Origin of the sequence: Halobellus sp. EA9, from assembly GCF_051195055.1 — an archaeon.
GTDB classification, from domain to species: domain Archaea; phylum Halobacteriota; class Halobacteria; order Halobacteriales; family Haloferacaceae; genus Haloquadratum; species Haloquadratum rubicundus.
Map to the genome: position 1 here is coordinate 49086 of NZ_JBNTJW010000009.1, position 24034 is coordinate 73119.

Below are 24034 nucleotides of genomic sequence, written 5' to 3' on the forward strand. Positions count from 1 at the left end.
AATGTTATAACCTTTACTTAGTCTAAGCTTCCAATGGAGTATGTACTATCTGTTCTATAGCCCACTCCTTACCATCTCCCAAATACTTGCCAGCATTTCGACAACGATTTTGATCTCTTCGAGCGTCGCGAGGTCATCGGAGATCTCCTCAAAAAGTGACACTCGCTTGCTCGCGACTGCATCGCCGGCGATCATGTTGATTGCCTCAATGCGGAGCCGACGCTTCTCCCGCCAGGCACAGTTCCAGCAATCTCGTACGACTTCGAGACGGCCGTCTTAAGCCACATTAAGCATCGCGTCAGTCAACGACGTTGACGGCGGCCAATCTGACCCGAGTTCAAGAGTGACCGACCCTCACACGTGGGGGACTCCATATCCCAGTCAACACCCGTGTTCGTCATCAGCATCGGGACCTAAGGGTCAGCATCACAGATGTCATCTCAAGACCGACCATCACGAACAAACCATACAGATTCATTATGTTCACCAGAATCTCGATGACGTGAACTCTTGGACGGTCGCCACTATCGATTTGTTGTGTGAGCGACCACCACGATCTGTAGACCCACCCCTATCGACTTGTTCTTGTCAGCGATGGCGCTGAGTCATCGATAACACCCTCACCCCTATCGACTTGTTCGATGAACACCCTACTGATTGAGCTGTGCGTTCACGACAGTGCGGAGTTCGTCATTGTGGACGTCGTCTAGCCGCGAATCCTCTCGAAGGGTCTCGATGATAGTCTCCGGGTTCTCACCAAACGTGAACTCGAGGTAGCTGCCCGAGTGTGGTCCCTGACTCTTCCGCTCTGTCTCGACCAACGAATACGTCGTGAGTTCTTTCATCTTATTCACGTACGTCTCCTGGTGGTACTGATCCGAATCCAGGGTACCTGTCAAGTACTGATACACCCGGTATCCAATCGGGCTCTTTGCTGCACCAGCTCCGGCCTCACGGGCCACAGCTGCAGTCGCGAACAGACAGAGCTTCTTCTGCGTACTAATCCCACGTGTCACCTCCAACACCCGGTTCTTCTCAACCTTATCTTGAGCCTCTCGAACGTGCTCCTCACGGACTTCGTCTGCACCTGTTTTTTCTGCAATCGACCCCGCTGTTCGCATCAGATCGATCGCCTTCCGTGCATCCCCATTGGTTTGGGCAGCGAATGCTGCTGCAAGCGGGATGACGTCGTCGCTGAGTGCATCCTCGTGGAAAGCATCTTCCCGAGCCCGGAGGATCTCCCGGAGTTGGTTGGCGTCATAGTCACTGAAGTGAACGTCCTCGGGGGTGAACGAACTGAGAGCACGACTTCCCACACTCTCCATCATCTTCGTGTCGTTCGTGATGGCGGTAACAGAGACCTGGGCGGTGATCTCGTCGGTACTTCCAGCACGAGAGAGCTGATAGAGAAGTCTGGAGAAGGCTGGCTCGTCCTTATCCCGACGACCGACGAGCATGTCGAGTTCATCGAGAATGAATACGACTGTATCGTAGTGGTCGTTGATCAGACGGTAGAGTTCGCGCCATTTTTTCTTGTTTGGAACCCCGTGTTCCGGAACGTCGACAGTCGTTCCGATGTCGTTCGCCACCTTTCGCGCCAGTTCGTAGACGGCTGCACCGAGGGTGCCCACGTTCTGGCAGTTCATCTGGATGACGCCGAACCGGATGTCACGACTTTCACAGAGTTCGACGATATTCTGGCAGACGGCGTTGATGATGAGCGATTTCCCGGTTCCGGAAGGGCCATAGAGGAGAAGGTTGGGTGGCCGCTCGTTACTTATCGCGACACGGAGGTGCTGAGTGATATCGGTGAGTTGGGTGTCACGACCGACGATACGTTCTTCGTCGACGATCTCGTTCGGTTCGAGGAGTGACCGGTTCTTGATGAGACTCGCGGCTTCTTCCTGCTCGAGAATGAGATCTTTGATAGAACCCGTGGACTCGGAGGTTTCCTCGGGACCAGGATCCGTGGGCATACCGGGACACACTCTATCAGGATACTAAAAGATTCCCCTGTCGATTTCTTTTCTACCGGTATGACGTTCAGAACCAGGATATCGGAGGGTTACACCGTTGTTCTCTGCGACCCCCGACGATTTGTTAGGACCCCTTCGTCTCGACCGATCCAGGAGAACTCCCGAACACCCTCTCACCCCTATCGATTTGTTCTAACCAATACGGAGGGTAGGGTGAGAGAATTCCCGAACGGGCTAACGCTCCATCTACGTCACGATTAGCACGGGATCGAGAGCTGCTTTCATCTTCTCTTTCTCTTCTTTCTAGTTCTAGCTACTAGCTAGCTAGTAGAACACACGTCTATCGATTTGTTCTAACTGCTCTTATTCGCTCTATTCTCCTCCTGATAGAGTATTTAAACAAGGGTCGAGAAACCAAGGGACGAAGACCAGGATCGAGCTGCTTGTACACTGTGGTGAGAGGTGTCTTGTTGTTCCTTCTGTTTCTTCGGCTAACTATTCTACACTCTCCCCTATCGATTTGTTCAATCCTCTCTCTGTACACCGATTATAACAAGAACCGAGCTAATAAAGATGGATTTAGCCGAAGGATATTATTCTGATGAACCATATCCACCTCGGTTCCCCCGTGATTGACTCCCCCTCCCCACCCTTTCTCGTTAGAACAAATCGATAGGGGTGGGTGTGTGGTCCTGGCGACACGGTCGCGGTGAATCAACCCGGCTACGTGTAGGAGCGGTCCTATGCTCAATCTTGATCAGAGATGGAAACCCCTCACTAGGGCGGAGAAGGAACTTCTCTCCACTGGTTCAATACCGATCTCCTGTGGGTGACTCCTCGCTAAACAAATCGATAGAGGTGACCCTCTACATGCAGGTGGTTTTGTTGAACAAGCCGATAGGGGTGCGTCTCTTCGATATCGAAATAAGAGTGCGATTTTTCAGCTCCTGTATTCGGATCTCCGACCGAATCGACAAGACTGAGGACATCAAACGATACGGGACCGATGCGAGTCCACTCCACAACTTGAGCGCTGACAGCTTTCTTCTTTCATTTTGTAGACGGGGATACTTTTGAACAACTGGCCGTCCAACTCAAACGCTATTTCGCTTATTCGTCGGGACTGACGGGGCTTTTATATTTGGACCGGATCTTTTCTCCTTCTCTCCACTGCCAGTAGTAGTAGCGATTGTCGTTGATCTCCTTGATCGTGATCGTCGCCTTCGCCGGCACGTCGTCCGGAAGGTCATCGGGTCGCTCCTCAACGTCGTCTTCGTCCGATTCCTTCTCAAGACGGGCTTCCCGTTCCTTGTGTTCGGCTAGCCCCTCAGCGTAGCGGGCTACGTCCCGAAGCTGCTCCGGCGAGGCCTCGTTGAGAGTGTCGACTAATTCGGCTGGAAGTCCTGCCGGCGGGGTCGGTGGCTCGTAGGGCATCGACTGTCACCTCGTATTAACCAACAGAAGCCATCAATCCATAGTTCTGTTGGTTAATAACGTCGATTCGACTCGGTCGGGAGTCGACCGTCCGGGCGGGGAACCCGCCCCTGCTTGATTTCGTGGTCCACCCGGCGGATGTGTTTGCAGCCGCCTTCGGGCGCTCGCTGCTGCCAATCCGGACAGGTGCAGGATTCGCTGATCACGTCGACTTCGTACCAGTTCCCCGACGCTGACCGAACTTCGTAGCGACCGCCTTTTTCGAGCAGCGAGACCTCCATTGCTTCGTCGACGGCGCGTCGGGTTCGCGGTTCGAGGTCCGCACGCTGGTTCGAGTGCTTCGTGACGACCATCCGGTCGCGAACATCGCCAGTCCGCCCACCGTCCGGCGCAACGGGGGCGGCTGGATCCTGGTGCCGATCTTGAAGGAGTTCCTCAACCGGATGGCCCTCCGGCCAGCGATAGTGGACTTCACAGCGCTCGCGATAGTCGTAGGAGCCACAGGCTGTGGCGTTCCCAGCCCACACGCGCCACGCGCCGAGGGCAGCCATCACGTCGACGACCACCCGTGGGACGATTTCGTACTCGTCGGGGTAGAAGATTCGGAAGCGGGTACACCCCTCTCGCGGTGGGACGTCGTCCCACCACTCGACGTCATTACCCCAACTGTCAAACATCGCTTCGTCCGCTCCGTACCCGACGGTTACGCCGTCGATTTCGGGCACGTCCGCAGCTGTCTCGTCAGACTCGCCTTCGAGCAGCCGAAGGACGCCGTACCGCAGGTACTCGTGCGCTGTCTGATCCGTCGATCGCGCTATCTGGTCGTGTTGTTCTGCAACTCGTTCCGCCTCGTTGAGGACAGCGGACAGATACGGTTCACACATAGTTCGTAGAGGCGTGACTGCGCCTCCGCCCCTCGGCGGGCGCTGATAGACTTAACCAACGAAATACCGTCTTACTGCCAGCTGTTGGTTAACTAGAAGAACCGCGTGTTCAGCCCTCTACAACCGTGTCGATGATCTCCTGTGCGGTCGAACTGATCCGCCCGAGACGCTCCTGAATGCTCTCCGCATCGTCGTCTTGCCACGCGGCAAGATAGAACGCTGATCCGCTCGTATCCAGGTTGAAATACCGCCCGACGATGTACGCAACGGCTTCCGCTTCGACCTCGCGTTTTGCACGCTCGGGTTCGTCGTCGACATCGAAATGAAGCAGTGCGTGGGCGTACTCGTGAATCAGCGTCACCGCGAGATCGGCCTGATTTGAGCGAGCTTTCGCTTCGACGACGGGTTGGCACTCGTCGAGATTCCGGTGTTTGCAGACGCCTTTCGCGTCGCCATGCTCCCACTCAGCAGCGTCGACGACACGGACGTCGATATCGAGCGTAGTTGCTGCATCGAGGAGTGCTGGCACCAGGTCGTCGGCGTCACCAGTTGCCTCGGTTTCCAACTCGGGGAGCGGTTCGCCCTCGGTTTGAGACACATCGAAGACTGCTGTTGGTTTGAATCCAACCAGTCCTTCGGACCACTCCTCGGCCGGTGTCTCGTCGTAGTCACAGTCGCTTTGCTCGTGGTAACTCGGTGAGTTCTCGCACTCAGGGCACTGCTTCGTAATAATGGGTGCCCAGATCCAGATCGCCTGTTCGCCCTCTTGGACGTGCCGGTCGAACTCCGACCGCCACGTATTGTAGCCCGCTACGCAGGTTGCCTCGGGACACTGGAGCTTGATCAAGAGGGTGTTGCGATGGGAGTAGTCGTGGAATCGGGACTGGACATCGAGCCACTCCTGGAACTGTTGGCTGGCTTTTGCCTCGTCGACGTCTGCGACGAGCTCGTCGATCCAGTCTTCGATGGTACTGTGCATCTCGTCGTGTCGGGTGTCGGTCTCCTCGAACGAGACCTTCGACTCGCTGGCTGTCATCATGGATTGCATCACACCAAGTACGACGACGTCTCCGAGAAGTCAGGACGCGCCGCACCCCTCGGGGGCGCACAATAAACATCGGCGCGACTTCGGGGATTTACATCGGGACTGCTATCGGAGGCTGGGATTAACAACCAGTGCGACACAATCACCGGAAGAATGGGTCTCGTTGAAACGCTCCGCGGGGTCGTTGGTACTCGCACGTCCACGACATCTACCCTGTATGAGTGCCGGTACTGCGGAACGACCCTTTCCGAGGACGCCGAAACGTGTCCGACCTGTGGTGAAGAAGAGGTTGCCTGCTACCAGTTCTAAGCGAATTTCGTTTGATCTGCACAGATCAGGGTCAGCACTACTTCTGGCCGGTAGTGTCCAGCAGCCCCCCACAGTGTGAATGGGGATCAGTTAGCGAAGCGCTGCCTTCTCGTCAGCGAGGCCGATCGTGACGAGATACTCGAGGAACGAATCGAACTGGTCGACATCGCTCGGCGTGTCCGTCGCGAGATGTCGTGCCCACTCGATCGCCCACTGGAACGCGGGATCGGTCCCGCCTTTGCCATGTATATACCACCAGCGGGCGGCCTTCAGGACAACGAGCGGATTCGTCGGCGGTTGCTCGCTTGCGAGTCCACGAGTGATCGATCGGATTTCCTCGGGTACCTCAGCGGGGTCGACCTCGCCTGATTGGGTGTTCGATACGTCGACTGGAATATCGTCGATCGAGACGTCGTTCGGACGCTGTTGTTGACTCACGGAAAATCACCTTCTCGGAGGGCGTTCTGGATCGAGCCCCCACCCTCTCCGGGGCGCGAAAAACCACTCGTGGCGTCACGCTGGCGGAATGTACACGCTCTGCTTGCCGGCGATCTCCTCCAGGTTGTTCCGATGGCGATGTGTGAAGTAGCACTCGTAGCTGCAGTAGCCACAGAGCACGCCGGTATCATACTCAGCGATGAAGGGACCGCGCCGAGTCGTCCAGACGTTCGCTCCGCATTCGGTACACGCAGCACTATCGATATCGGTCGGTGACGGGCCCTCATACTCGATTTCGAGGATGTCGCTATGTGGCGCTGAGTCGGGCCAGACGCCGTGGGACTGCCAGAAGGCCTTGATGCGGGCGAGACTGTGTCGGACTGTCTTCCGAACTGTGACGTGGGAGGCGTCACGACCGCTATCATCCCAGCCGTCAGCCGTCCAGAACTCCCCGAACTGCGCGCCGCGATGCAGCCCGTTCCAGTCGAGGCCGACGATGTCGGCCGGTGGGTCGTCCGTGAGTGTCGGTCGGGTCAACTGCTGGATGACGTCCCACTGTTTCGGTGGGCTGCCCCCCAAGATGTGAACACGACGGCCAGTCGGTCGGCTCGGAGAACTCGTGGGCCAATCGATCGGCGTACCCCCGCGAGTAGCCGAGCACGAGGTCGTTCGGGATCGTGTCGATCACGTCGCGGCACTTCGGGACGATGACGAGTTCTGCATCGGGATAACTCGCCTGAATTTCGCGGGCAGCAGCCACGTACTCGTCGACATCGTCTCCCTCGTACACATCTCCGATCACCCCGACCGTGGGTTCGTATTCGAAAAATCTGGCGACGTACCGATCCAGATCGGGATTCCGAAAGTCGTTATCCAACATCCCGACGGGGATGTTCAGGTCCTGATACTGGGTCTGCTGGTACCCACAGTCTTCTCGGAACCCAGGCAGGAATCCGAGCCGATACGCATCCAGAGCGAACGGCGCTCGATGGAGGAACGCCACGACGTCGGCATATCTGGCAGCGGTGATGTCGCGATCAGTACTGCTGCAGGAGTTGATTTCGAGCGACATGAACATGGGCTGCGAGGGCGAATCCAGCCGCCCTGCACCCTCTCTGAGGGGCAATAAACGGAGCCGCAGTCCGCTATTAACCAACACTAGTCTCCAGAACCCGCAGATCGTTGGTTAATATAGAGACGACGTAGCCACCGTGTCCGCTCAGCGGTGAGTCAGGCCTTCAGTCGAGTCGGTGGGGAACGACACGATGCCCGCACGGCGTGACCACTGCTTCACTCGGCCCGACGATTGTCACGCTCGCGATTCGGCGATCACAGACCGGACACTGCTGGTGGGCGTTTTCGTTTGCCATATGGAAACGCGAAAACGGATAACTGCGCTAGTTCGTCACCTGCCGGAACCGCTCGCGAAGCGCCTCTTCACGCGCTTCGAACTGCTCGACGTTGTCCTGCAGGTCTTCGTTCACACGCTCGATGCTCGCGAGCGCCCGCTCGCCGGCGAGCGACGCCTGCGACCCGTCGTCGCCGTCCGCCTCCAGCTGCTCCTCGTAGGCTCGTTCGACGCGCTCGATGGTGCCCTCCGGGTTGAACAGGATGTCGTTCGCAACGCGGACGTACTGGTCGAGGGACGTGCCCTCTTTCCCTTGGAAGAAGTGGGTGAGCGCGTACGTCGCGCCGGAGTGCAGCGTCCACATATCGATCTCGAACGGCGACGTAGCGTTCGCCTCGGCATCCTCGGCAGCACGCTCTGCGAGATAGTCCGGGAACCCCAGCAGGCTGTAAAACTCGGTGACGGTGAACGGGAGCTCGGAGAACTCGAGCTCGATGTCCTGGGCGTCTCGAATGAACTCGAAGAGATCGTCGGCGACGAGTTCGACCTGTGCAAGGATCTCTTCCCACCAGGTCCGGAAGTCCCGAACGTCCCCGACGTGCTTGATGACTTCCTTGTCGGTGAGCGAGCGCATCGAATTCGAGCAGTACCCGTCCTGGGCGAATCCCTCCACGTAGACGGCGTGCTCACCGAAGAAGTCGTAGCCGGAGGTCACGCCCATCGTGATCGGGTCCGACCGCCCCGGCAGCCGGACTTCGAGGCCGTCGAACATCACGTCCATATGGACCTCGCCGCCGCCCCGGTAGCGACGGACCTCGCCGAACATCACGTTCCCGAGCGGCGTCCCGTCGATGGTCTCCTCGCGAAGGACCTCTTCCAAGGGCCTGTACACGTCGACCGGATTGATAATCGCATAACTGTCCGTAGGGACGTGAAATAGTGGGTCTGCGTCGGGCTCATCGTCTGTCGCGTGGTCGCGCGCTCTCGTCGGCTCGACTAAGGCGTTGAAGCGCTCCGTTTCGACCCACTCGTCGGAGTAGGGATTCCGGTATGCGACTGTCGTCTCGACGGTCTGCGGGAGGTCACGAATCGTTTCGGCGAAGGACTTCGGTTCGTCGATCGTTTTCTTCCGGCGGTACCAGTCGGGTAGTTCTGTATCGGTTCGTCCGTCGACGCCAGCGAACACGGTTCTGGATTCTGGATCTTTCATTGCAGTCACCTCGAAATCGAATTCGTCACCCGCGCCGGCGCTCTCATCACGCGCCCTGCGCCCCCTCTCACGGGCGCAAAAACAACCTCTTAACCAACATCTTGTCCAAGAATCCAGCGTTGTTGGTTAATTATCTGGACGGTCCCGACACCTGGCTTCGGCTCTTCAATTCACTCGTCGGCTTCGCGTCGACGGCGCACCTGTTCAGGATTCGGCACCCACGGATGTGCGTCCCAGCAGTGAAGGGCGTGCTCTCGTGCTGTACCGAACAGCGCCTCGCACGATCCACATTCGTAGGCCGTCTCGGGCCAGCGTTCTGTGACGAACATCGCCGTCACCGTCGACCTAACTGGATCTGGTGCGGCCGACCGCTGAACGTAATCATAGCCAATCACTGTCCGTCGACGAAGCGCCGACTGCGCCAGCCGTTCGGGCCGGTCTGCTGGGAGATACACCCAGCGGACGAACGCTGCTTCTGAGTCCTTCGCCGAGGGTTGGAGAATGAACCACCGGTTGTGCTCGTCGCGGAACAGATACCGCTCAGTGCCCCGGTTCTGGAGATAGAGCGGATCACCATGGCCGGGAATCAGCCGAAGTCCCACGGACGGCGAGATCGGGGCGAGGAGTCGCTCTTCCAGCGTGAGCGAGCGGGACTCTCCGGCCGAATTCTCGGTCTCGAAGTCGTCAAGCGTCGCTTCGTCAGTCATGATTCGCTGGGATTCGTCTCGCCGGTGTCTTCCCCGCCTGTTCGCTCATGCCGGTCGTTGTATCGCTCAAGTTCTCGACCGATACGCTCCAGCGCTGTGATGGCGCGTTCGATGAGCTGGTACGTTGCTCGCGAAAGTCGGATGTTTTCCATCAGATGTCCTCCTCTGGCTCGACGAGATCGTTACTCTCAGCGACGAGTGCCTGAACGGCTGAGGCAGGGTCGTTCTCGACCGGAAGTGTTTGATGGCCAAGCGGGGCGGGATACGCCCGGTCGCCCTGCGCGCAAAGTATGATCAACCACTCCTCGCTCCCTTCGGCGAGGACGACGTAGTGGTCGATATCCCGGCGTTGGAAGACTGTCCGATCTGTCCGGCTCACCGCACTCCAGTTCGCCGGCAGTGACGATGACGGCGTCCCACCATCTGGCGTGAGTGCTCGGTACTCTTCGAATTCGGCGAGTGCCGCCTCGATATCCTCCCCGGTGAGATGCCAGCAGTCGGCCGGGCCATCGCACGCGAGTTGACTCACCACCTCGTTGCGGAACTGGATGTAATGCTGGTGGGCGACGCGTTCGTCGTTAGTGTAATCGAGGAGGAGCGCACAGGCGAGCTGTGCCGGGCCGCTTCCGGTGTAGCCCCAGTCGAAGCCCGCTGGGCTGTGTCGCACGAGGCCAAGGCTCCGATCCGGGGTGAGGCGCTCGTGGATTGGTGGTCGAATCTGTCTCCATCGGTTGAACGCGGGCGTTCGGATGCCCCGCACCCCTCTCGGGGGGTCGAAAAACCATACTGGATGAGCACACTCGAGGAGAGCCCTCGTGTACGACCTATTTTCGGGAAGCCACAGGGGATTACTCGGTCGTGAGGCGGTCGTAGAACGTTCGGGGCTCGACAATATCGATCCCACGGAACGAGTCGAGATCGAGTAGATGGCGGTCGCCGGAGACGATGTAGTCGACGTTGCCCGCTACGGCAGCTTCGAGGAACTTGTCATCGTCAGGATCAGCCTCGACCGCTGTGATCTCTTCATCCGGGTCGACGAACTCCGCGAAATAGCGGATCGTTTCGACCTCCTGTTGGACGTCTTCTTCGTCCATGTGGAACTTCTCCGGGTATTTGAGCAGGGTGTCTCGAAATTCCGTGAGCGTCGCGACGGAGACGACGATCTGATACTCGCTGCTAAACCCCTTGACGACTATCTCGTGGGGGACGCCAGTTGCGATAACGCTCGAAATGAGAACGTTCGTATCGAGAACCGCTCTCATTCATCGGCGCCCCGCGCATCATGCACCAGCTCGTTGACCTCGTCCATCGAGAGGTCGACCGTCTCAGCACGCTCTTCGACCCGCTGCTGGAACTCCTCGACGGAGGGGAGTTCGAGTTTCTTCAGTACAAGGCCGTAGTCCGTCGGGACGACCATCAGCTTCGTGCCCTTTTCGAGGCCGAACTGTTTGCGTAGCCGACTTGGGATGGTGATCTGTCCCTTCGACGTCACCGTCGTGACTTCAGGGTCGTCAGTACTCATGAGTGGCTCTATGTAAGAATTCCTTACGCAGCGTCTTGAACCCACCGGTCAGGTCGATTCCACTGCGTCTTCCATCGTCGTTTGGTTCCCTTGTCGAGAATCACCGCTCGGGGCCGTAGACGATTACTGAGCGGCTTTCATAACCGCACACCCGACACTCGAACCACCGTTGAATCTTCGCACCGTCAGCACTCTTCTGGCCGACGACGACCTCGTCGTTCGGACACTCTGGGCAGCGGAGCTCTGGCTGGGGGCGCTTTTCGAGTTCGTCCCGAAGCCACGTGGTGTCCTTTGTCGCGAATCCGCGCGACCACACGGGGTAGCCCTCGACGAGAATCGCGGCCCGCCACTTGTGGACGTACGAATCCGGCGCACGGTGCAGGACTGCTCGGGCGTTGCTCCCTCTGTTTCGGTACGCCAGGGTCGGAGTACGGCCCTCTCGGGTCCGGTTGGTGAGTCGTGTCATAGTTACTCCTCGAAGAGACAGCGAGCGGCTGCATCGTCGCCAGCGAGGGTCTGCTGATCCTCGTCCGTATCAGCGAAGAGTGTTGACTGATCTCCCTCGGATGTTTGCTCAACTTCGGGTCGATCGTCTACGCCGAATTCACCCGCCTCGGGCTGGTCAAGACGCGAATCCCGGTCACGATGATCCACGTCAGCGCCGAAGTCCTCGAGTGAGGTCTCGACGCTTGTTTCAGTTACTTCGAGTTGGCCATCGTCGCCGAACGCAGTCTGTCGGTGAATCTCGATCTCTGGTCGCTCGCTCATCTGGATTGAGCCTCCACCCACCGAGGCTCCGACAGACACCTCCGAGTGCTGCGTCAATCGTCTTCTGCGCGAATTTCGCTGGCCCGATCTTTGAGATGGCGAAGAATCTGGACCCGTTGCTGATTCGCGTTCTCGTAGGCGACGCAGGCTCGCAGCGTCTCCATATCGTTGATCGTCACGATACCAGCGTTGATCAGTCGCGTATTCGGGGGTTCGAGCCGTTGTTCTGGCGAAACCTCGCTTGCGTCAGTCGATTGACCGTCAGGATTGCTCACTGATGATCGCCTCCGCTACTGCTGAGGCGACAAAAAACAGCCCCCGCCGTTACCCGTCTTCTTCCTCGGGTTGGATCTGGCGGGCGTCCTCAGCGAGATCGTGGATGTACTCCCGAAGAATCTCCATGTCCTCGCGAGCGTCCTCGAGGGTCTTGCCCTTCGCTTTGGCCACGATTTTGTCCTGATCGCGGGTGCCAGTCCCGCGAGTAAGCTTCACGGTAAGGGAAACGCCGACGTCACTACGTTCGACGTATTCCGTTCGTGTCGCCTGTTCAGTGGCTTCGGTCGATTCATCATCCGCACGAGATGGTTGGGTGTGTTCTGACATGGATTCTTTCGGTGATTGGTATTCAGATGGACGGTGCAACCGGCTCGCCGGGTGTTTCGTGAAGGATTGCGTCGATATCGGATCCGGTGAGTCGCCAGCTTCCAGCAGACCCAGCACAGTCCAGCTGGCTCACGACCTCGGTTTTGAACTCCTGGTAGTGGTCGAGGGCCAACGCCTCGTCTCTCGTGTAGTCGAGGAGGAGTGCGAGCGCGAGTTGCGCTGGACCACTACCACCATATCCCCATTCGAATCCCGAGGGACTGTGATTCACCAGTGCGAGACTCCGCTCTGGCGTGAGCCGTTCTTGGCCGGGACATTTCTCAACGATAGCCTGCCCGCTCTGCCGATACCCGACGTAGGCGATGTCGCAGTCGCTCGCTGGGCGTGTCTGTTCAATCGAGTGTGTGTCGCTAGGTCTACTCATCGGTCTGTTCGGGAGCTACTCGTTCGAGCACCCCCGCACCCCTCAGGGGGTGAAAAACAGTCACAGGGACTGCTTGCCCCTACGCGAGATGGGAGATCTCGGCTGGTTCGTCGACCTCATCGAATTCACCACGCTCGACTGGCTGCCAGTCATCGCCGGGTGCTGGACTCCACCAGTCGACCTCGTAGGCACCCGGTGCGCCGAGGATCTTCACCCGCGCCGACCCATCGGGTAGGTCGCGACGGAGCTTCTCGTCGACGTGGAGGTTCCACGTTGAGTGGGTGTCGAAGCAGGCGAGGACGGCCTCCTCGTAGCCGCGCGTCTCTCGGGATTCCTGGAGTTCGACCTGGGTGTTGCAGTTCTTGCAGAACACACCTTCGAACGGAATGTGACTGAATACCTCGTGCCCGCAGACGGGACACCAGAGGAACTCGAACAGTGCTTCGCTGTGACGGTCGATGATTTCCAGACACATCTGTGGATCTGGCCCGATTGAGACGGGCCACCCATCCCGGCCCAGAAATAAACGCCATCGCAGATCCGCACCAATCAATCAGCGCTCGGCGCCGTACACGATTCTCGAGGATGCTTCGTACCCACATCTCCGACACTCGAACCAACGCTGAACCTTCGCGCCGTCAGCCGTTTTTCCGCCGATTGCCACATCGCTGTTCAGACACTCGGGACAACTCAGTTCGGGCGTTGGCCGTTCTCGGAGCTCGTCACGGAACGATTTCGCGTCTTTCGTCTCGTACCCCCGCGACCATACCGGGTAGCCGTCGACGAGGATTACGCCACGCCACTTGTAGCGGTACGAATCCGGTGTTCGGTGTAAGACCGCCCGAGCGCCGGTCTCGGTATTCCGGTATGCGAGTGTGGGCGTGCGGCTCTCGCGCTTCCAATTTGTGATCCGGGACATCTGTTAGAAGTGGACGTCGGCGGGCACGATCCAGAGCTCCTCGCTCTCCTCCAGCACTCGATCCAGCTGCTCACGGTGACGGATCCCGTTCGCATATTCGTTGTACAGGAAGATCGTTGGCCCGTCGTAGGCGCCGACCTGGTGGAAGGCGTGCCGAGCGAGATCTTCGTCGCGCATGATCTCCTCATCGGAAAGTTCGTCAAGTGCTTCCCTCACCCGTTCGAGATTCCGCTCGAACTCCTCTTTCGTCGCCTCCCAGCCACGCTCGAGGAGATCCTGGCCGTCATCGGAGTCGACAGGAGCCGCCGTCGGGAGCTCACCCCATCGCGCCTTCCCCGCAACGGACGTGTTCTCCTCATCAAAACAGACGTAGTAGTCGAAGACGGCGCCGGTATGTGGGTCCGCGCCGACCAGGCGGTCGAACACCGTCTTTCCGGTGGATAGTGCTTCGCCTTCTGTCGATGCTTCTACCAGACTGTAAATGACCATGTGCATCTCGAACACCTCGAAGCGCCGACGCACCGGGAGTCGTTGCTCGCTCGCTCCTGCTGCGCCGGCACCCATCGCCGGCGCTCGAAAAACATCTCCAAAAGAGGTGCTCACTGGCTATCGTTCTAATACCAGATAGGAGGATGGGCAACTCAGTGGGCCCAAGTTATGACAGGAACTATTACTTGTCCACCAACATCTACGTCATAAACAGCTCACTATGGGTACTTTCTCTTCTATTCGGTCTATTCCATTTTCTGAATTCCTCATCTTTGGTCGATCCGAGACTAAGATTTTTGCCATCGTAGCTAGCGAGACAGTCTTCCTCGGGGCCACCTTCTTCGTCGCCACGCCTCCGTTCCTACCGATCCCCTTCAGTGACAGTGCAGCACTCCTTATAACAGGGCTTCTCACCGTTGTTCTCGCCGCTGCACTCTACGTCCTGCTTTCAGGCCTCGGATACCAGACCTACTCAGCCAAGTTCCATAGCCCCGCCCACATCCTCAAATGCTGGGCAGCACACCTCGCTCTCTCAACCGTCGTCATCTACATCGGCTACCTGCTCCTCGTCTACCCGTACACAGGAAGCATCGTCCCCCAGCCAGTCGACATCGGTATCGGAGCCGTATTCTCGACCGGTTACGCCATCTCGATAGCCGGGATCATCTACGGCGAGGACTATTTCTCCGACAACACCAACACGAAACCGGAAGACATCGACCAGTTCCTCACAGCAGCAGAAGACCTCAAAGAAAAACCGGAGCCAGAGATAGTCGACGAACCCGGCCAGCTGATTCAGGCAGGTGACTCACTTCTTACAGGCCTCCAGACATCCAACCTGGAAGGAACCGGAGACCTCGCTTCAGATCTACAGGACTGGCTGGAGACGTTCAAGCAGCGGGAACTACAGGGGCAGAAAAAGATGGTAGGGGACCTCCCCAACAGCGATGCCCAGTTCTCCGTATGGGAGGACCGGTACAATGCTTTCCAAGACCTCGAAGAAGAGCTTAGGGAAATGGATAACTCGGCTTCACGTAGGGTAGTATTATCTGTTATGGGTAAATAATCGTAGCATAACATGGAAAAGTACGCTGAAGATCGGGAATTTGGGCCTCCGGATAAGAAACCTCACAACGAGGGAATCTGCCTATTCAGCGATTCCAAAAGCTGCTACGGAGACGATCTAGAATCTATTCTAAACGAGATCACTCCCAAGATATCAGGCTACGAGGAGACTATCGTCGCAGATCCTCACGGAGAAGGCCTTGACTTGATGCGGGACGACCCTGTAGAGGCGGAAACAACGATCCTCAAGAGCAGTCTCTGGCTTGTCCACCACGAATGCATCATAGAAGACGATCTCAAGGACGACTTCAGACGTGCGATAAACGCCACACCTCCTCGAACCCATGTCTGTATCCTGATCGATGCCCCGGAATCAGAGCATAAAGAGATCGAGGAAGACCTCGATGAGGTGACGGACAGTCAGAATGTCTTCACGGTCAAATCGAAGCCTGTCCTCAGGAACAGTATCAGGCAGTACCTCGATATGAGCGCGAATCCGAAGAGAGGAAAAGAAGAGGTCATTGAATGGAACAACAACGTCTGTGATCTAATCGATGCAAGGAGCTGATCCCGGATGGTGAACGAAACACTCGCCCTGAAACGGATCGGAGAATGGGCGGACTTGTCCGGCGAAGAGTTCCATCTCTACCTGGATATCGCTGCGGATGTGCAAAGCGAGAAATTAGACGAACAGGAAGGTTCGGAGCGGCTTTCTGGAGAGCAGTATTTCGATTTCCTGAACGAACAGGTTCTACCTGACGAGCGTGTTATCGACGAGCTTGAGTTAGCAGGTCTTTCCGAAGAGAAACTGCAGAGATTCCGGGACGGCCAAGTGCCGATTCTAGAGCTGTACTCGGAACAGTACAAACTTAACTACGGCCTGGATCAGGTTGCGGACTTCGTGATGATGCTGAAGTTCGTCCGGGATTATATGAAGCTGACCGGGGAGGATAGTGTTGCGCCTCGGAACCGGCTTCAGTATCTGCTGTACCTGGTGAACCTTGAGCTGTCACAGGAGGATACTCTTCCAAACAGGTCAAATCGGACGGCTCTCGGAAACCTGGAGCACACTGGCTACCGATACAACTTTTCGAAGGGAAGCGGCCCGTATTCCCAGAAACTGTACCGGGACAAGAACCGGCTTTTCGCCCAGTCTCTGCTTCATGAAGAGGTGATGGAGGAGCCGGTTTCGGAGGGTGATGAACCCTATGAGATCTCGTTAGGAGTGAACGGTGAACGGTTGATAGCCAAGTACGGAAAGAAGTTGGATAATCTTGACAGTGTTTTACTGAAAGAATGGGATCTCCAGCAGAGAGACGTGATCAGAGAGCACGGTACGAAATCGATGGAGGAGCTGAAGGAACTGGTCAGGTCCATGCCCCAGTTCCAAGCCACCCCGAAGAACGAGGAATTGTTGAAGGCACGTCAACGGGACTTCGATGAGCCTGTGGATCCGATTCAGGAGTTGATGCTGAATGTCTAGTGAAGACCAGATCATCAAGGACATCTTGAACGAGGTAGAGAACGAGCCCAAGTTCACCGAAGAGGACAAAGAGGAATGCCGCCAGCTCCTTGAAAACCACTACAAGGACGTTTCTCTCGACGAGGAACTGCTTCATCTTGATAAAGCATCGGTACAGGATTTCGAGGCAGTAGAGAACAAGGAGATCCCCTTCGGGGAGCAGGGAACGGTGTTGTATGGAGAGAATCTGACGGGGAAAACCAGTTTCATTGAGGCCTTAGAATACAATCTGATCGGACTCCCTGATAGCGATCCGAAGAGGTCAGAGTTCGAGCTCACAAACTTGATCAGCAACGGGAAGTCCACCGCTCACACCAACACATACTGGAACGTCAACGGAGACAAGTACAAAATCTACCGCACACTGAAGTGGGAGGGCAATTCGCTTACCGGCTACCCTCGAGTTACGAAGTCTCCTGAAGAGGGCGGTGAGGAGGAAGACCGGCGAGATAGTCAGGCCAAGGTTTCCGATCTTCTCGGGATTCTACCGTTAGAAGAGCGTCTCAGTGAACGCAGATGGGATCTCTATCGGATCATGGGGCTCTTCTTCATCACCTCCAAGGACTGGCGGCTGTTCATGGACTGGAACAAGGCCTCCGATATGCTGGACATCCTCTTCCGGGTGAATCTTACCAACGTCATCAACGCCAGCGAGAACCGGATGGAGGAGCAGTACAGTGTCTCCGAGGAAGCCAGGCAGGCCTCGATGTACGTCGAGGACCGCAGGAAAGAGCTCAAGCAGGAAAAGAGAGAACTGGATGACCTGGAGAATCAACGGGATCGAATCAGTACGACACTCACCGATAAGCAGGATCAGTTAGAGTCGGTTCGACGCGCTCTCCGTGAGGAGACTGAGGAAGGTGTGGACACCGACGAGCTTCAGTCCCAGAAGAGTTCTTTGGAGTCGAAAGAGGCTAATCTCCAACGGCAGCTCACGGACAAGGTCAATGAGTTAGCGAAAGTTCGCCGCCTCATTAACCGGTACGAAGATACGGATCTGAAGGAGGATATGGACGTTGTCGGGGACGAGGTCCGGAATTTGATGAGCGTCCCTGAGAAGTGTCCTATCTGTACTAACAAGGTGGAGAGCGAGGACCGTGCCCGTCTTCTGGAAGATCATCACTGTCCTCTGTGTCACAAGGAGGTCCCGGATAAGCGGCTGCGAGTGGAGAAGGAGCACCAAGCTGAAGAATCTATTACGGCGATCCAGGAAAAGCAGCAGGAGCGACTGGAAGATCTGGAAGGTCAAAAAGAGGATATCCAGTTCGAGATTGAGTCTCTGGAAGAACGGATTGAGGCCACGAACGAGCAAATTGAACAGTTGGAGGAGACGCTTGAGGAGGGTGAGGTGGCTGATCTTATCGATGAGCGTGAGGAGCTTGACCGAGAGGTCAGAGAACGGAAGGAGAAGCTGACGACGATCCAGGCCGAGATCGAAACGAAGGAAGACCGAATAGAGGAGTTGGAGGAAGAGGTCGAGGAGCTGGAAATGCTGTACGAGGAGTACGAGCAGAATAACCGGAAACGGCAGATGCTTTCCAGCTTCAATACGATCGTCCAGAGAAAACGGGACCAAGAGCAGCGGAGGCTGAAGAACAAGTTGTCCGATGTAATGCTTGAGTTGACGGACTACTTCACTGATGGAACGTTCAGTGATGTCGACGATGTTGTGTTTCAGGACAAGGGGAAGTACACTTACGAGGTCCACCTGGAGGACGGCACTGTTCTTGATTCAACTGATCCTCAGGGAAGTACGTCGGAGGTTGTGCTTCACGCTCTCCTGTTCCACACAGCAATTTTGAAAGAGCTGAGCCAGTCGGATCGGAATCTGCCTCTTCGGCTGTTCGTTATTGACTCTGCCTTCGGGAAGGAGCAGGACAAGTACAATACGAGGGCGATAGCGAACTTCCTAAGCGAGCTTTCGAATATCTTGTCGGATTACCAGGTCATCATTTCGATGGCGGAGATCGGTATTGACACGAGTCCTTTCGAGGAGAATTACCGGTTTGAGCGGTTCGACTAAATTGCTTCATCGGCTTCTTTAACGGTGATGGTTAGGTCGCCCGACGCGTAGTCGGCCTCGAAGTCGACGGTGAACGCGTTTGACTCGTAGGCAGCGTGGTAGGCGCGGTGACGTTCGAGCGAGCCAGTCGCCTTGAAGTGGAAGAACGCGGCCGCCGTGTAGGGCTTGCTTTGGGTTTCGATCTGCGTCTCGACGGAAGCGGGAAGCGCGATCTGAGGCGTCTCCGTGTCGATACTCGCAGCAAACTCCTTTGCTTCCTCGACGGTTGCTTGCGAATGTCCCGGTGTCTTGCCGGTGAACACGTTCACCGGGGTTTCCGTCTCGTCGGTGAACAGGACGTTCTCGAAGGTGCACGTCCCGAGGACAGCCTCGGGACCCAACTCGCAATCGTGGAACGGATCGTCGTCTGGTAGCTTGGCCATCAAATCACGAGCCTACAGAGAGGCTCACCCATTCCGGCCCCTGAAAAACAGCAGTTGCTACGAAGCAGATCCAACTAGGAGTGGTTCAGGCTCGCCTTCTCGAAGGGTGATTCCCCGGTCGGAATGAGCAGCTCCTGTCGATCTGCGACTCGCTCGGCCAGCTTCCGTTTTAGGTACTGCCTCGCCGTCGACGGCGTGAAGACGCCTTTGTCGAGCATGTCGCCGACGACGTCTTTGAGGGCCGCGAACTGTCCCTGTAGGTGGCCGTCGCCGACCGGCTCGCCGTCGTACCAGCGCACCGTCGCGAGCGCGCCATTCCCGACGGTCTCTCCCTGTTCGACTGTCTCCGAGTCGTACTGGAGGCCGAACCATAGTGTCCGATACGCAGTTACCTCGAAGGTCGGCGATACCACGAAGAACGCCTCGTGATGAAGGTAGTCGAGGTGGTCCGCGACTATCTCGTCGAGGGTGAGCCCGGTGGCGCGGGGCTTCGGCTCGACGACCGTCGACGGTCGAACCTCGCCGGCGAGGTAGCCGTCGACGGCATCTGCCTCGAGGCCATCGGCCAGTTCCGCCAGCAGCTGTTTCGCCCACTTGGAGTCGGTGTCGTCGCCACCGAACGGCGACTCAGCCGAGATTCGGTGCTTGAGCTTGAGATTCGCTGCACCCCAATGAGAGTAGTGGAGCGTGTACTGTCCGTCAGTTCGTTCGTACGCAACGAGTGCGCGGTGGCCCATTGAACAATCACCTCGCAGGACGACCCACGACTGGATCGCCCCGCACCCCTCCCGGGGGACGAACAACGCTACTCGTCGATCGGTTCGGGGGAACTGAGGTCCGCGTACAGCACCTCACCGTCGCGGATGACGTACCGTTTCGCCAGCACGGGAAATCGGCACTTGGTAAATCCGGCTGTCTGGATGTCGAATTCTTCGTCCGGTTCGAGATACTCCGCGAGCGACCGGAGGAACTCGTGGGTGACGATGCCACCGTCGTAATCAGGAAGACCGTTCTCACGGGCCTCGTACACTTCGAAGCTGTCGTAGCCCCAGATAAGGAGTTCGCCGTCGTCGTCCACTTCCCAGTTGAGCGTCCCGAAGCAGTGGTTCTCACAGAGCTGGCGGACGGCCTGTGGGTCTGTTACGAGCGCGCCGGTCGATGTCGTTGCGGCTTGGAGTGTTGCCATGGGTTGTTCTCGGGAGCGATCTCGCGCCCCCGCACCCCTTCAGGGGGCGAACAACTGCTCACGCTGTGACAGCCACAGGACACTGCACTGCCGACGCGTCGTGCTGTCAGGATTCTCCGTGGACGTCACCGTTCGATGTCGTATTCGGTTGGGTGAGAACATCCACCTGCTCGAGGAGCGTCGTCGCGGTGCTAATTCGCTCTCGATCAGCGGGCTCCAATTGGTCGATATCGATACTGGTGAGGCTGCTGAGCGCGCGGTGGAGTCGATAGCCGGGGGTGTCTCGTGGGTCCATCTGTGCGCCTCCGCCAATTTGCGGCGCGAAAAACACCGGCGAGCTGTCAGCAGGGCAGTCCGGGGGTAATCACGAACTGGCCTCCAGTTAACCAACAGAACGAATCGATATCAGGGTCGTTGGTTAAACTGACTCCGTCTCTATTGATCGGCTTCGGGTTCGGGCCCATAGCGAGGTGTCCCGCACCGCTGACACTCCCACATGGGCTGCCCGGTCCACTCGTCATCGGGGACGGTCTCGAATTCGCGGAATCGATGCTTAGTCTCCCGATCACACTCCCGACACTTGAGGTGAGTTCTGGTTGGGCGCTCGCGTCGTGGCTGTTCGGTATCGGTCTTGTCAACGGATTCTTGGAGCGCAATCGTTGGCACCAGCCAGAGGTCGTCGTCTGCGTCCTCACGTAGGCTTGCAAGATGATCTTCGGAGTGAACCCCACTCCCGGTTTCGTCGTAGAGGAACGTCGTGTGCTCGCCGTCGTGACAGGAATGCGTCATCTCTGTCCACACTGTCCGCTGACGAGCAGACGCGAGCAGCTGAGTACCACATTCAGACGTGACCCGTGTCGCCGAGGGGAGCGAGGGCCACTGGTCGACAAGCTGTGGGGCCGGTTCCTCGTCGAGATCATAGATTAGCTTGCAGTCATCGACGACTGGGTCATCATCTGCCTTCGCGAGGAGGGTCGCCGCAGCAGATCCCTTCCCGACGGCGCCGTAGAACGTCGACGCCTCAACGATTATGTGGATGACGTGGAGGAGAGTCGTTTCGGCAGTCGATGTGTCCTGATCGTCGGCTGCTTCGAGATGATTCGTGAGACAGAACCGGCACTTCGACTGGCCAGCGGGGATTGACGCTCCACAGGAAGCGCACTCGGTCTCATCTGCTGTCGGGTCGTCTGGATAGTCCGCGTCGACGCCACCAGAGCGTTGCCGCCGGGGCTCACCACTACTACTGGCGAGTTGGTCGTCGGGAACGTGGGTCGCTTCGCCGAGCGGTCGGAGGGCTTTGTAGTCGGCGTACTGGTCGGTCATAGAGTGATCTGGCCGTATCATGCTTCGTCTTCGGGTTTAAACAATGGCTCTCACATCAATCAGCCTACAGACATACAACCGAAAATCAGCAGTGTGGGCGTTATACAGCCAGTTCGTCCAGTGTGTCGCGGTGGGTCCGCACGGTGACCACCGAGACGTTCGCAACGTCAGCGACGTCCGACTGGGTGAGCCATCGTCCGTCTTCGCGTCCGGCCTTGTACAGACAGGCTGCGGCGAACCCGGATGGCCGAACTCCCGTGGTTGCTCCGGTCGATTCGGATGCCTCCGCCAACTGTCGAGCCCGCTGCCGGATCTGATCGGAGACGTCGAGCTCCGAGGCCAACCGCGGAACGAACGCACTCGGCGTCACGGGTTGGGCTGGCAGGCCAAGTTCCGTATTCAGCGTCGTGTAAGCGTTCGTCACCCGCGATTGCTCGACGCGCGCCGACTCGGTGATGTCGTCGAGCGTTCGCGGTCGCCCGTTACACCGACACGCCCCGTAGACACTCGCGGCGGCCATCGCCTCGATCGACCGGCCCTGCAGGAGGTCCTCGTTCTGAGCGCTGCGGAAGAGCTGGCAGGCCTGGTCACGGGTCGTCTCGGATAGTTCGAGCGCACTACTGATCCGGCGGACTTCACTAAGCCCGTGTGCGAGGTTGCGTTCAGCTTTCGACTGAAACCGCCCACGCGTCTGTTCACGGCGCATCCGGGCGAGCCGCCGTCGCTTCTGTCCTGAGAGTTCGTTCCCGTTCGCATCGGTTCCGCGGCCGATCTCCGTCGACAACCCTCGATCGTGTCGTGTCGCCGTCAACGGAGCGCCCGTGCGCTCCCGTTCGTCTTCGTCGAACCCTCGCCACTCTGGCCCGTGGTCGATCCGCTGTTCATCGATGACGAGGCCACAGTCCTCGCAGATCGTTTCGACCGCGTTGGTGGTGACTCGGCCATCGCACCCGGGACACTGATTCGACTCCGCGTCGGTCTGGACGTCTTCGTCGAACGCCGTCTCGTAGATGTCTCTGGTTGCCATAGATGCACACGAGGGAATGCACGCACATCGCGTCTCTCGGAGTGCCCTCATCCATCAGGGGACACATACACACCACAGGGGACGGTGGTGATACCGATGGACTGCGGTGGCGAAAGCCCGGCCGCGCAACGGCGCCTTGGCGCCGTGAGCTGCCCGGACCGTGGAGGTGGTGGGAGGTGGCGGTGACCGCGTACACACCAGCAAAAAAGGGGAGCGACGACCGGCTATTCCCACCACCGATCGCGCTCTGGGAACTGAATCGTAGTCCACCCGGTAACGGCCAGTGAGACTCGTCCATCGTACCAGTTCCGGGCCGCTTTGTGAATACGCACCTGCTCACCCTCCTCAATCCACGGCGCATCTGATTTCTCCCAGATCGTCACCTTCGTTTTCCCACTGTCGTCCGCGATCAGCCCGACTTGAGCGATGGCCGGCGAGTCCGCATCCCAGAGTACCTCGACCGCGCCCTCGATGCTCACCTCTTTGCGATTGACCTCCTCGATCTTTCCGATGGGAATCACCGTCCCAGGTGCTGTCTGCAACTCCTCGAACACCCCGACGACTGCACTCGTCAGGTCTTTCCCACTGACGACGGCTTCACCCAGCCGCCGGCTAATCGCTGCCCGCGACCAGCCATCCAACTTCTCGGCCAACCGCATCGACTGTTTGTTCACTGCTGCCAACTGCTCCTGCGTGAGCTCTGCACGGGGATCGTCTCGCTCCGGGTCCGCTATTGGATTCACGCTCGCCGCCCGCTTCTGGAACTCCACACGCCGCTCAGCGCCCCGCTTCGCTGCGATGTCTCGCGTCCGCTTCGCGCGTCCCTCCTGCGTGCCCAGCTCGGCCTGGGCACTGATGCGCTCCAGTTCGGCTTCCCGCGCCCGAATGCGCTCCTCCTGTTCGAGGGTGACGCCGTGAATCCGCTCGTTGCTCGTGTCCGCGATCCCGTCCGGGTGGTTCGCATCCACCTTCGCCTGCGTCTCCTGCTCGACCGCCGCCTCGAACTCCGGCGTCTCGTCGACGACTGGGAAGCCGTCCTCATCGACCGCCTGACCGCCCGCTTTCTCGAATGCCTGTTCATCGACCGAAACGACCTTTCCGCTAGCGTTGTTACTAGACATTGGAATCACACCAGATTCCGAAAGCGCTCACGCGCCGACTCCGCGATGCTCCAACATCGCGGTTTTCCGACGACAACGACCGACAGACCCATCTGCGCGCTCTCGCTCGCGCCTTCGCGAGCGCCCTACCGGGCGCGAGCGAGAGCGCGCCTGCATAAGGTGCCCCCAACCAGCACCGCGCGCCGACCCGCCCGGAGCGAGCGGCCAGCGCATTCCCCGTTTCGCCCGCGACGCAACCACGTCCGTCGCGGGTCGGAGAGTCCCGGAAG

The 24034-nt window shown here is 58.1% G+C and carries 30 protein-coding genes and 2 pseudogenes; 4 read left to right on the forward strand and 28 right to left on the reverse strand.

From position 1 onward, the window contains the following. Positions 1 to 54: 54 nt before the first annotated feature. The 21 genes and pseudogenes from ACQUQ0_RS12530 to ACQUQ0_RS12630 form a co-directional block, all read right to left on the reverse strand. Entirely contained in the window at positions 55 to 195 is a 141-nt protein-coding gene (locus tag ACQUQ0_RS12530; RefSeq protein ID WP_435185489.1) for a hypothetical protein, read from the reverse strand. 455 nt (positions 196 to 650) lie between these two features. After that, the gene (locus ACQUQ0_RS12535) at positions 651 to 1976 is read right to left on the reverse strand and encodes an orc1/cdc6 family replication initiation protein (protein WP_435185491.1); all 1326 of its coding nucleotides are present in this window, start codon (positions 1974 to 1976) and stop codon (positions 651 to 653) included. Positions 1977 to 3086: 1110 nt separating this feature from the next. Then, on the reverse strand, positions 3087 to 3410 hold the full coding sequence (locus ACQUQ0_RS12540; protein WP_066419289.1) for a hypothetical protein: 324 nt from the start codon (positions 3408 to 3410) through the stop codon (positions 3087 to 3089). Between the two features lie 53 nt (positions 3411 to 3463). Next, positions 3464 to 4294 carry a hypothetical protein gene (locus ACQUQ0_RS12545; RefSeq protein WP_227262437.1) on the reverse strand — a complete coding sequence of 277 codons (831 nt, stop codon included), beginning with the start codon at positions 4292 to 4294 and terminating at the stop codon, positions 3464 to 3466. Positions 4295 to 4403: 109 nt separating this feature from the next. Next, positions 4404 to 5333, reverse strand: a complete 930-nt coding sequence (locus ACQUQ0_RS12550) for an ArdC-like ssDNA-binding domain-containing protein (protein WP_435185494.1) — start codon at positions 5331 to 5333, stop codon at positions 4404 to 4406. A gap of 405 nt (positions 5334 to 5738) precedes the next feature. After that, a complete protein-coding gene (locus ACQUQ0_RS12555) occupies positions 5739 to 6086 on the reverse strand; it encodes a hypothetical protein (RefSeq protein ID WP_435185496.1) in 348 nt (115 codons plus the stop codon). A gap of 75 nt (positions 6087 to 6161) precedes the next feature. Then, positions 6162 to 7164: pseudogene (locus ACQUQ0_RS12560) on the reverse strand (DUF6610 family protein). A gap of 319 nt (positions 7165 to 7483) precedes the next feature. Beyond that, positions 7484 to 8644, reverse strand: a complete 1161-nt coding sequence (locus tag ACQUQ0_RS12565; RefSeq protein WP_435185498.1) for a hypothetical protein — start codon at positions 8642 to 8644, stop codon at positions 7484 to 7486. Positions 8645 to 8814: 170 nt separating this feature from the next. After that, positions 8815 to 9351: a hypothetical protein gene (locus ACQUQ0_RS12570; RefSeq protein WP_435185499.1), complete on the reverse strand. Its 537-nt coding sequence runs from the start codon at positions 9349 to 9351 to the stop codon at positions 8815 to 8817. Next, a complete protein-coding gene (locus tag ACQUQ0_RS12575; RefSeq protein WP_435185501.1) occupies positions 9348 to 9503 on the reverse strand; it encodes a hypothetical protein in 156 nt (51 codons plus the stop codon). The genes ACQUQ0_RS12570 and ACQUQ0_RS12575 overlap by 4 nt, the downstream gene beginning before the upstream one ends. Beyond that, positions 9503 to 10054: pseudogene (locus tag ACQUQ0_RS12580) on the reverse strand (DUF6166 domain-containing protein); the annotation flags it as partial. The pseudogene ACQUQ0_RS12580 and the gene ACQUQ0_RS12575, both read right to left, overlap by 1 nt. 145 nt (positions 10055 to 10199) lie before the next feature. After that, positions 10200 to 10613 (reverse strand): putative toxin-antitoxin system toxin component, PIN family, encoded by a 414-nt coding sequence (locus ACQUQ0_RS12585; RefSeq protein WP_042661788.1) that lies wholly within the window; start codon positions 10611 to 10613, stop codon positions 10200 to 10202. Continuing rightward, positions 10610 to 10873, reverse strand: coding sequence for an AbrB/MazE/SpoVT family DNA-binding domain-containing protein (locus ACQUQ0_RS12590; protein WP_435066195.1), 264 nt, complete (start codon positions 10871 to 10873; stop codon positions 10610 to 10612). Before ACQUQ0_RS12590 ends, ACQUQ0_RS12585 begins: the two co-directional genes overlap by 4 nt. Positions 10874 to 10973: 100 nt before the next feature. Then, complete coding sequence (locus ACQUQ0_RS12595; protein WP_435185502.1) at positions 10974 to 11339, reverse strand: DUF7568 family protein; 366 nt, start codon at positions 11337 to 11339, stop codon at positions 10974 to 10976. 2 nt (positions 11340 to 11341) lie between these two features. After that, positions 11342 to 11641 carry a hypothetical protein gene (locus ACQUQ0_RS12600; RefSeq protein WP_435185504.1) on the reverse strand — a complete coding sequence of 100 codons (300 nt, stop codon included), beginning with the start codon at positions 11639 to 11641 and terminating at the stop codon, positions 11342 to 11344. A gap of 53 nt (positions 11642 to 11694) precedes the next feature. Then, entirely contained in the window at positions 11695 to 11916 is a 222-nt protein-coding gene (locus tag ACQUQ0_RS12605) for a hypothetical protein (RefSeq protein WP_435185506.1), read from the reverse strand. 49 nt (positions 11917 to 11965) lie between these two features. Continuing rightward, the gene (locus ACQUQ0_RS12610) at positions 11966 to 12244 is read right to left on the reverse strand and encodes a DUF7389 domain-containing protein (protein ID WP_435185507.1); all 279 of its coding nucleotides are present in this window, start codon (positions 12242 to 12244) and stop codon (positions 11966 to 11968) included. 22 nt (positions 12245 to 12266) lie between these two features. Next, positions 12267 to 12668 carry a DUF6166 domain-containing protein gene (locus tag ACQUQ0_RS12615; protein WP_435185509.1) on the reverse strand — a complete coding sequence of 134 codons (402 nt, stop codon included), beginning with the start codon at positions 12666 to 12668 and terminating at the stop codon, positions 12267 to 12269. Positions 12669 to 12747: 79 nt separating this feature from the next. Then, positions 12748 to 13143: a DUF7567 family protein gene (locus tag ACQUQ0_RS12620; RefSeq protein WP_435185511.1), complete on the reverse strand. Its 396-nt coding sequence runs from the start codon at positions 13141 to 13143 to the stop codon at positions 12748 to 12750. Positions 13144 to 13221: 78 nt separating this feature from the next. Continuing rightward, positions 13222 to 13587 carry a DUF7568 family protein gene (locus ACQUQ0_RS12625; RefSeq protein WP_435185512.1) on the reverse strand — a complete coding sequence of 122 codons (366 nt, stop codon included), beginning with the start codon at positions 13585 to 13587 and terminating at the stop codon, positions 13222 to 13224. 3 nt (positions 13588 to 13590) lie between these two features. Continuing rightward, positions 13591 to 14082, reverse strand: a complete 492-nt coding sequence (locus ACQUQ0_RS12630; protein ID WP_435185658.1) for a hypothetical protein — start codon at positions 14080 to 14082, stop codon at positions 13591 to 13593. Between the two features lie 214 nt (positions 14083 to 14296). Here ACQUQ0_RS12630 and ACQUQ0_RS12635 point away from each other — a divergent pair, with 214 nt between their 5' ends. Genes ACQUQ0_RS12635 through ACQUQ0_RS12650 form a run of 4 tightly spaced genes read left to right on the forward strand, consistent with a single transcriptional unit; the run spans position 14297 to position 18686 of the window. Beyond that, on the forward strand, positions 14297 to 15142 hold the full coding sequence (locus ACQUQ0_RS12635) for a hypothetical protein (protein ID WP_435185515.1): 846 nt from the start codon (positions 14297 to 14299) through the stop codon (positions 15140 to 15142). Positions 15143 to 15154: 12 nt separating this feature from the next. Then, positions 15155 to 15709 (forward strand): hypothetical protein, encoded by a 555-nt coding sequence (locus ACQUQ0_RS12640; RefSeq protein WP_435185516.1) that lies wholly within the window; start codon positions 15155 to 15157, stop codon positions 15707 to 15709. A 6-nt stretch (positions 15710 to 15715) separates the two neighbouring features. Then, positions 15716 to 16624, forward strand: a complete 909-nt coding sequence (locus ACQUQ0_RS12645; RefSeq protein WP_435185517.1) for a hypothetical protein — start codon at positions 15716 to 15718, stop codon at positions 16622 to 16624. Next, the gene (locus ACQUQ0_RS12650) at positions 16617 to 18686 is read left to right on the forward strand and encodes a hypothetical protein (protein ID WP_435185519.1); all 2070 of its coding nucleotides are present in this window, start codon (positions 16617 to 16619) and stop codon (positions 18684 to 18686) included. Before ACQUQ0_RS12645 ends, ACQUQ0_RS12650 begins: the two co-directional genes overlap by 8 nt. Here the strand turns inward: ACQUQ0_RS12650 and ACQUQ0_RS12655 are convergent. The 7 genes from ACQUQ0_RS12655 to ACQUQ0_RS12685 form a co-directional block, all read right to left on the reverse strand. Further along, positions 18683 to 19108 (reverse strand): hypothetical protein, encoded by a 426-nt coding sequence (locus ACQUQ0_RS12655; protein ID WP_435185520.1) that lies wholly within the window; start codon positions 19106 to 19108, stop codon positions 18683 to 18685. The genes ACQUQ0_RS12650 and ACQUQ0_RS12655 overlap by 4 nt on opposite strands. A gap of 74 nt (positions 19109 to 19182) precedes the next feature. Further along, positions 19183 to 19845, reverse strand: a complete 663-nt coding sequence (locus tag ACQUQ0_RS12660) for a DUF6735 family protein (protein ID WP_435185523.1) — start codon at positions 19843 to 19845, stop codon at positions 19183 to 19185. Between the two features lie 68 nt (positions 19846 to 19913). Continuing rightward, entirely contained in the window at positions 19914 to 20294 is a 381-nt protein-coding gene (locus tag ACQUQ0_RS12665; protein WP_435185525.1) for a hypothetical protein, read from the reverse strand. Between the two features lie 106 nt (positions 20295 to 20400). Next, complete coding sequence (locus tag ACQUQ0_RS12670) at positions 20401 to 20589, reverse strand: hypothetical protein (RefSeq protein WP_435185527.1); 189 nt, start codon at positions 20587 to 20589, stop codon at positions 20401 to 20403. 140 nt (positions 20590 to 20729) lie between these two features. Beyond that, the gene (locus ACQUQ0_RS12675; protein ID WP_435185529.1) at positions 20730 to 21617 is read right to left on the reverse strand and encodes a hypothetical protein; all 888 of its coding nucleotides are present in this window, start codon (positions 21615 to 21617) and stop codon (positions 20730 to 20732) included. Between the two features lie 100 nt (positions 21618 to 21717). Further along, the gene (locus ACQUQ0_RS12680; protein ID WP_435185531.1) at positions 21718 to 22644 is read right to left on the reverse strand and encodes a transcription initiation factor IIB; all 927 of its coding nucleotides are present in this window, start codon (positions 22642 to 22644) and stop codon (positions 21718 to 21720) included. Positions 22645 to 22868: 224 nt separating this feature from the next. Continuing rightward, positions 22869 to 23765 carry a DNA-binding protein gene (locus ACQUQ0_RS12685; RefSeq protein ID WP_435185533.1) on the reverse strand — a complete coding sequence of 299 codons (897 nt, stop codon included), beginning with the start codon at positions 23763 to 23765 and terminating at the stop codon, positions 22869 to 22871. Positions 23766 to 24034: the final 269 nt, after the last annotated feature.

Excerpts from the sequence above, each read along its gene's own strand:
- ACQUQ0_RS12530 (WP_435185489.1), bottom strand. The coding sequence starts at position 195 with ATGATCGCCGGCGATGCAGTCGCGAGCAAGCGAGTGTCACTTTTTGAG.
- ACQUQ0_RS12535 (WP_435185491.1), bottom strand. The coding sequence starts at position 1,976 with ATGCCCACGGATCCTGGTCCCGAGGAAACCTCCGAGTCCACGGGTTCT.
- ACQUQ0_RS12540 (WP_066419289.1), bottom strand. The coding sequence starts at position 3,410 with ATGCCCTACGAGCCACCGACCCCGCCGGCAGGACTTCCAGCCGAATTA.
- ACQUQ0_RS12545 (WP_227262437.1), bottom strand. The coding sequence starts at position 4,294 with ATGTGTGAACCGTATCTGTCCGCTGTCCTCAACGAGGCGGAACGAGTT.
- ACQUQ0_RS12550 (WP_435185494.1), bottom strand. The coding sequence starts at position 5,333 with ATGATGACAGCCAGCGAGTCGAAGGTCTCGTTCGAGGAGACCGACACC.
- ACQUQ0_RS12565 (WP_435185498.1), bottom strand. The coding sequence starts at position 8,644 with ATGAAAGATCCAGAATCCAGAACCGTGTTCGCTGGCGTCGACGGACGA.
- ACQUQ0_RS12570 (WP_435185499.1), bottom strand. The coding sequence starts at position 9,351 with ATGACTGACGAAGCGACGCTTGACGACTTCGAGACCGAGAATTCGGCC.
- ACQUQ0_RS12575 (WP_435185501.1), bottom strand. The coding sequence starts at position 9,503 with ATGGAAAACATCCGACTTTCGCGAGCAACGTACCAGCTCATCGAACGC.
- ACQUQ0_RS12585 (WP_042661788.1), bottom strand. The coding sequence starts at position 10,613 with ATGAGAGCGGTTCTCGATACGAACGTTCTCATTTCGAGCGTTATCGCA.
- ACQUQ0_RS12590 (WP_435066195.1), bottom strand. The coding sequence starts at position 10,873 with ATGAGTACTGACGACCCTGAAGTCACGACGGTGACGTCGAAGGGACAG.
- ACQUQ0_RS12595 (WP_435185502.1), bottom strand. The coding sequence starts at position 11,339 with ATGACACGACTCACCAACCGGACCCGAGAGGGCCGTACTCCGACCCTG.
- ACQUQ0_RS12600 (WP_435185504.1), bottom strand. The coding sequence starts at position 11,641 with ATGAGCGAGCGACCAGAGATCGAGATTCACCGACAGACTGCGTTCGGC.
- ACQUQ0_RS12610 (WP_435185507.1), bottom strand. The coding sequence starts at position 12,244 with ATGTCAGAACACACCCAACCATCTCGTGCGGATGATGAATCGACCGAA.
- ACQUQ0_RS12615 (WP_435185509.1), bottom strand. The coding sequence starts at position 12,668 with ATGAGTAGACCTAGCGACACACACTCGATTGAACAGACACGCCCAGCG.
- ACQUQ0_RS12620 (WP_435185511.1), bottom strand. The coding sequence starts at position 13,143 with ATGTGTCTGGAAATCATCGACCGTCACAGCGAAGCACTGTTCGAGTTC.
- ACQUQ0_RS12625 (WP_435185512.1), bottom strand. The coding sequence starts at position 13,587 with ATGTCCCGGATCACAAATTGGAAGCGCGAGAGCCGCACGCCCACACTC.
- ACQUQ0_RS12630 (WP_435185658.1), bottom strand. The coding sequence starts at position 14,082 with ATGCACATGGTCATTTACAGTCTGGTAGAAGCATCGACAGAAGGCGAA.
- ACQUQ0_RS12635 (WP_435185515.1), top strand. The coding sequence starts at position 14,297 with ATGGGTACTTTCTCTTCTATTCGGTCTATTCCATTTTCTGAATTCCTC.
- ACQUQ0_RS12640 (WP_435185516.1), top strand. The coding sequence starts at position 15,155 with ATGGAAAAGTACGCTGAAGATCGGGAATTTGGGCCTCCGGATAAGAAA.
- ACQUQ0_RS12645 (WP_435185517.1), top strand. The coding sequence starts at position 15,716 with ATGGTGAACGAAACACTCGCCCTGAAACGGATCGGAGAATGGGCGGAC.
- ACQUQ0_RS12650 (WP_435185519.1), top strand. The coding sequence starts at position 16,617 with ATGTCTAGTGAAGACCAGATCATCAAGGACATCTTGAACGAGGTAGAG.
- ACQUQ0_RS12655 (WP_435185520.1), bottom strand. The coding sequence starts at position 19,108 with ATGGCCAAGCTACCAGACGACGATCCGTTCCACGATTGCGAGTTGGGT.
- ACQUQ0_RS12660 (WP_435185523.1), bottom strand. The coding sequence starts at position 19,845 with ATGGGCCACCGCGCACTCGTTGCGTACGAACGAACTGACGGACAGTAC.
- ACQUQ0_RS12665 (WP_435185525.1), bottom strand. The coding sequence starts at position 20,294 with ATGGCAACACTCCAAGCCGCAACGACATCGACCGGCGCGCTCGTAACA.
- ACQUQ0_RS12670 (WP_435185527.1), bottom strand. The coding sequence starts at position 20,589 with ATGGACCCACGAGACACCCCCGGCTATCGACTCCACCGCGCGCTCAGC.
- ACQUQ0_RS12675 (WP_435185529.1), bottom strand. The coding sequence starts at position 21,617 with ATGACCGACCAGTACGCCGACTACAAAGCCCTCCGACCGCTCGGCGAA.
- ACQUQ0_RS12680 (WP_435185531.1), bottom strand. The coding sequence starts at position 22,644 with ATGGCAACCAGAGACATCTACGAGACGGCGTTCGACGAAGACGTCCAG.
- ACQUQ0_RS12685 (WP_435185533.1), bottom strand. The coding sequence starts at position 23,765 with ATGTCTAGTAACAACGCTAGCGGAAAGGTCGTTTCGGTCGATGAACAG.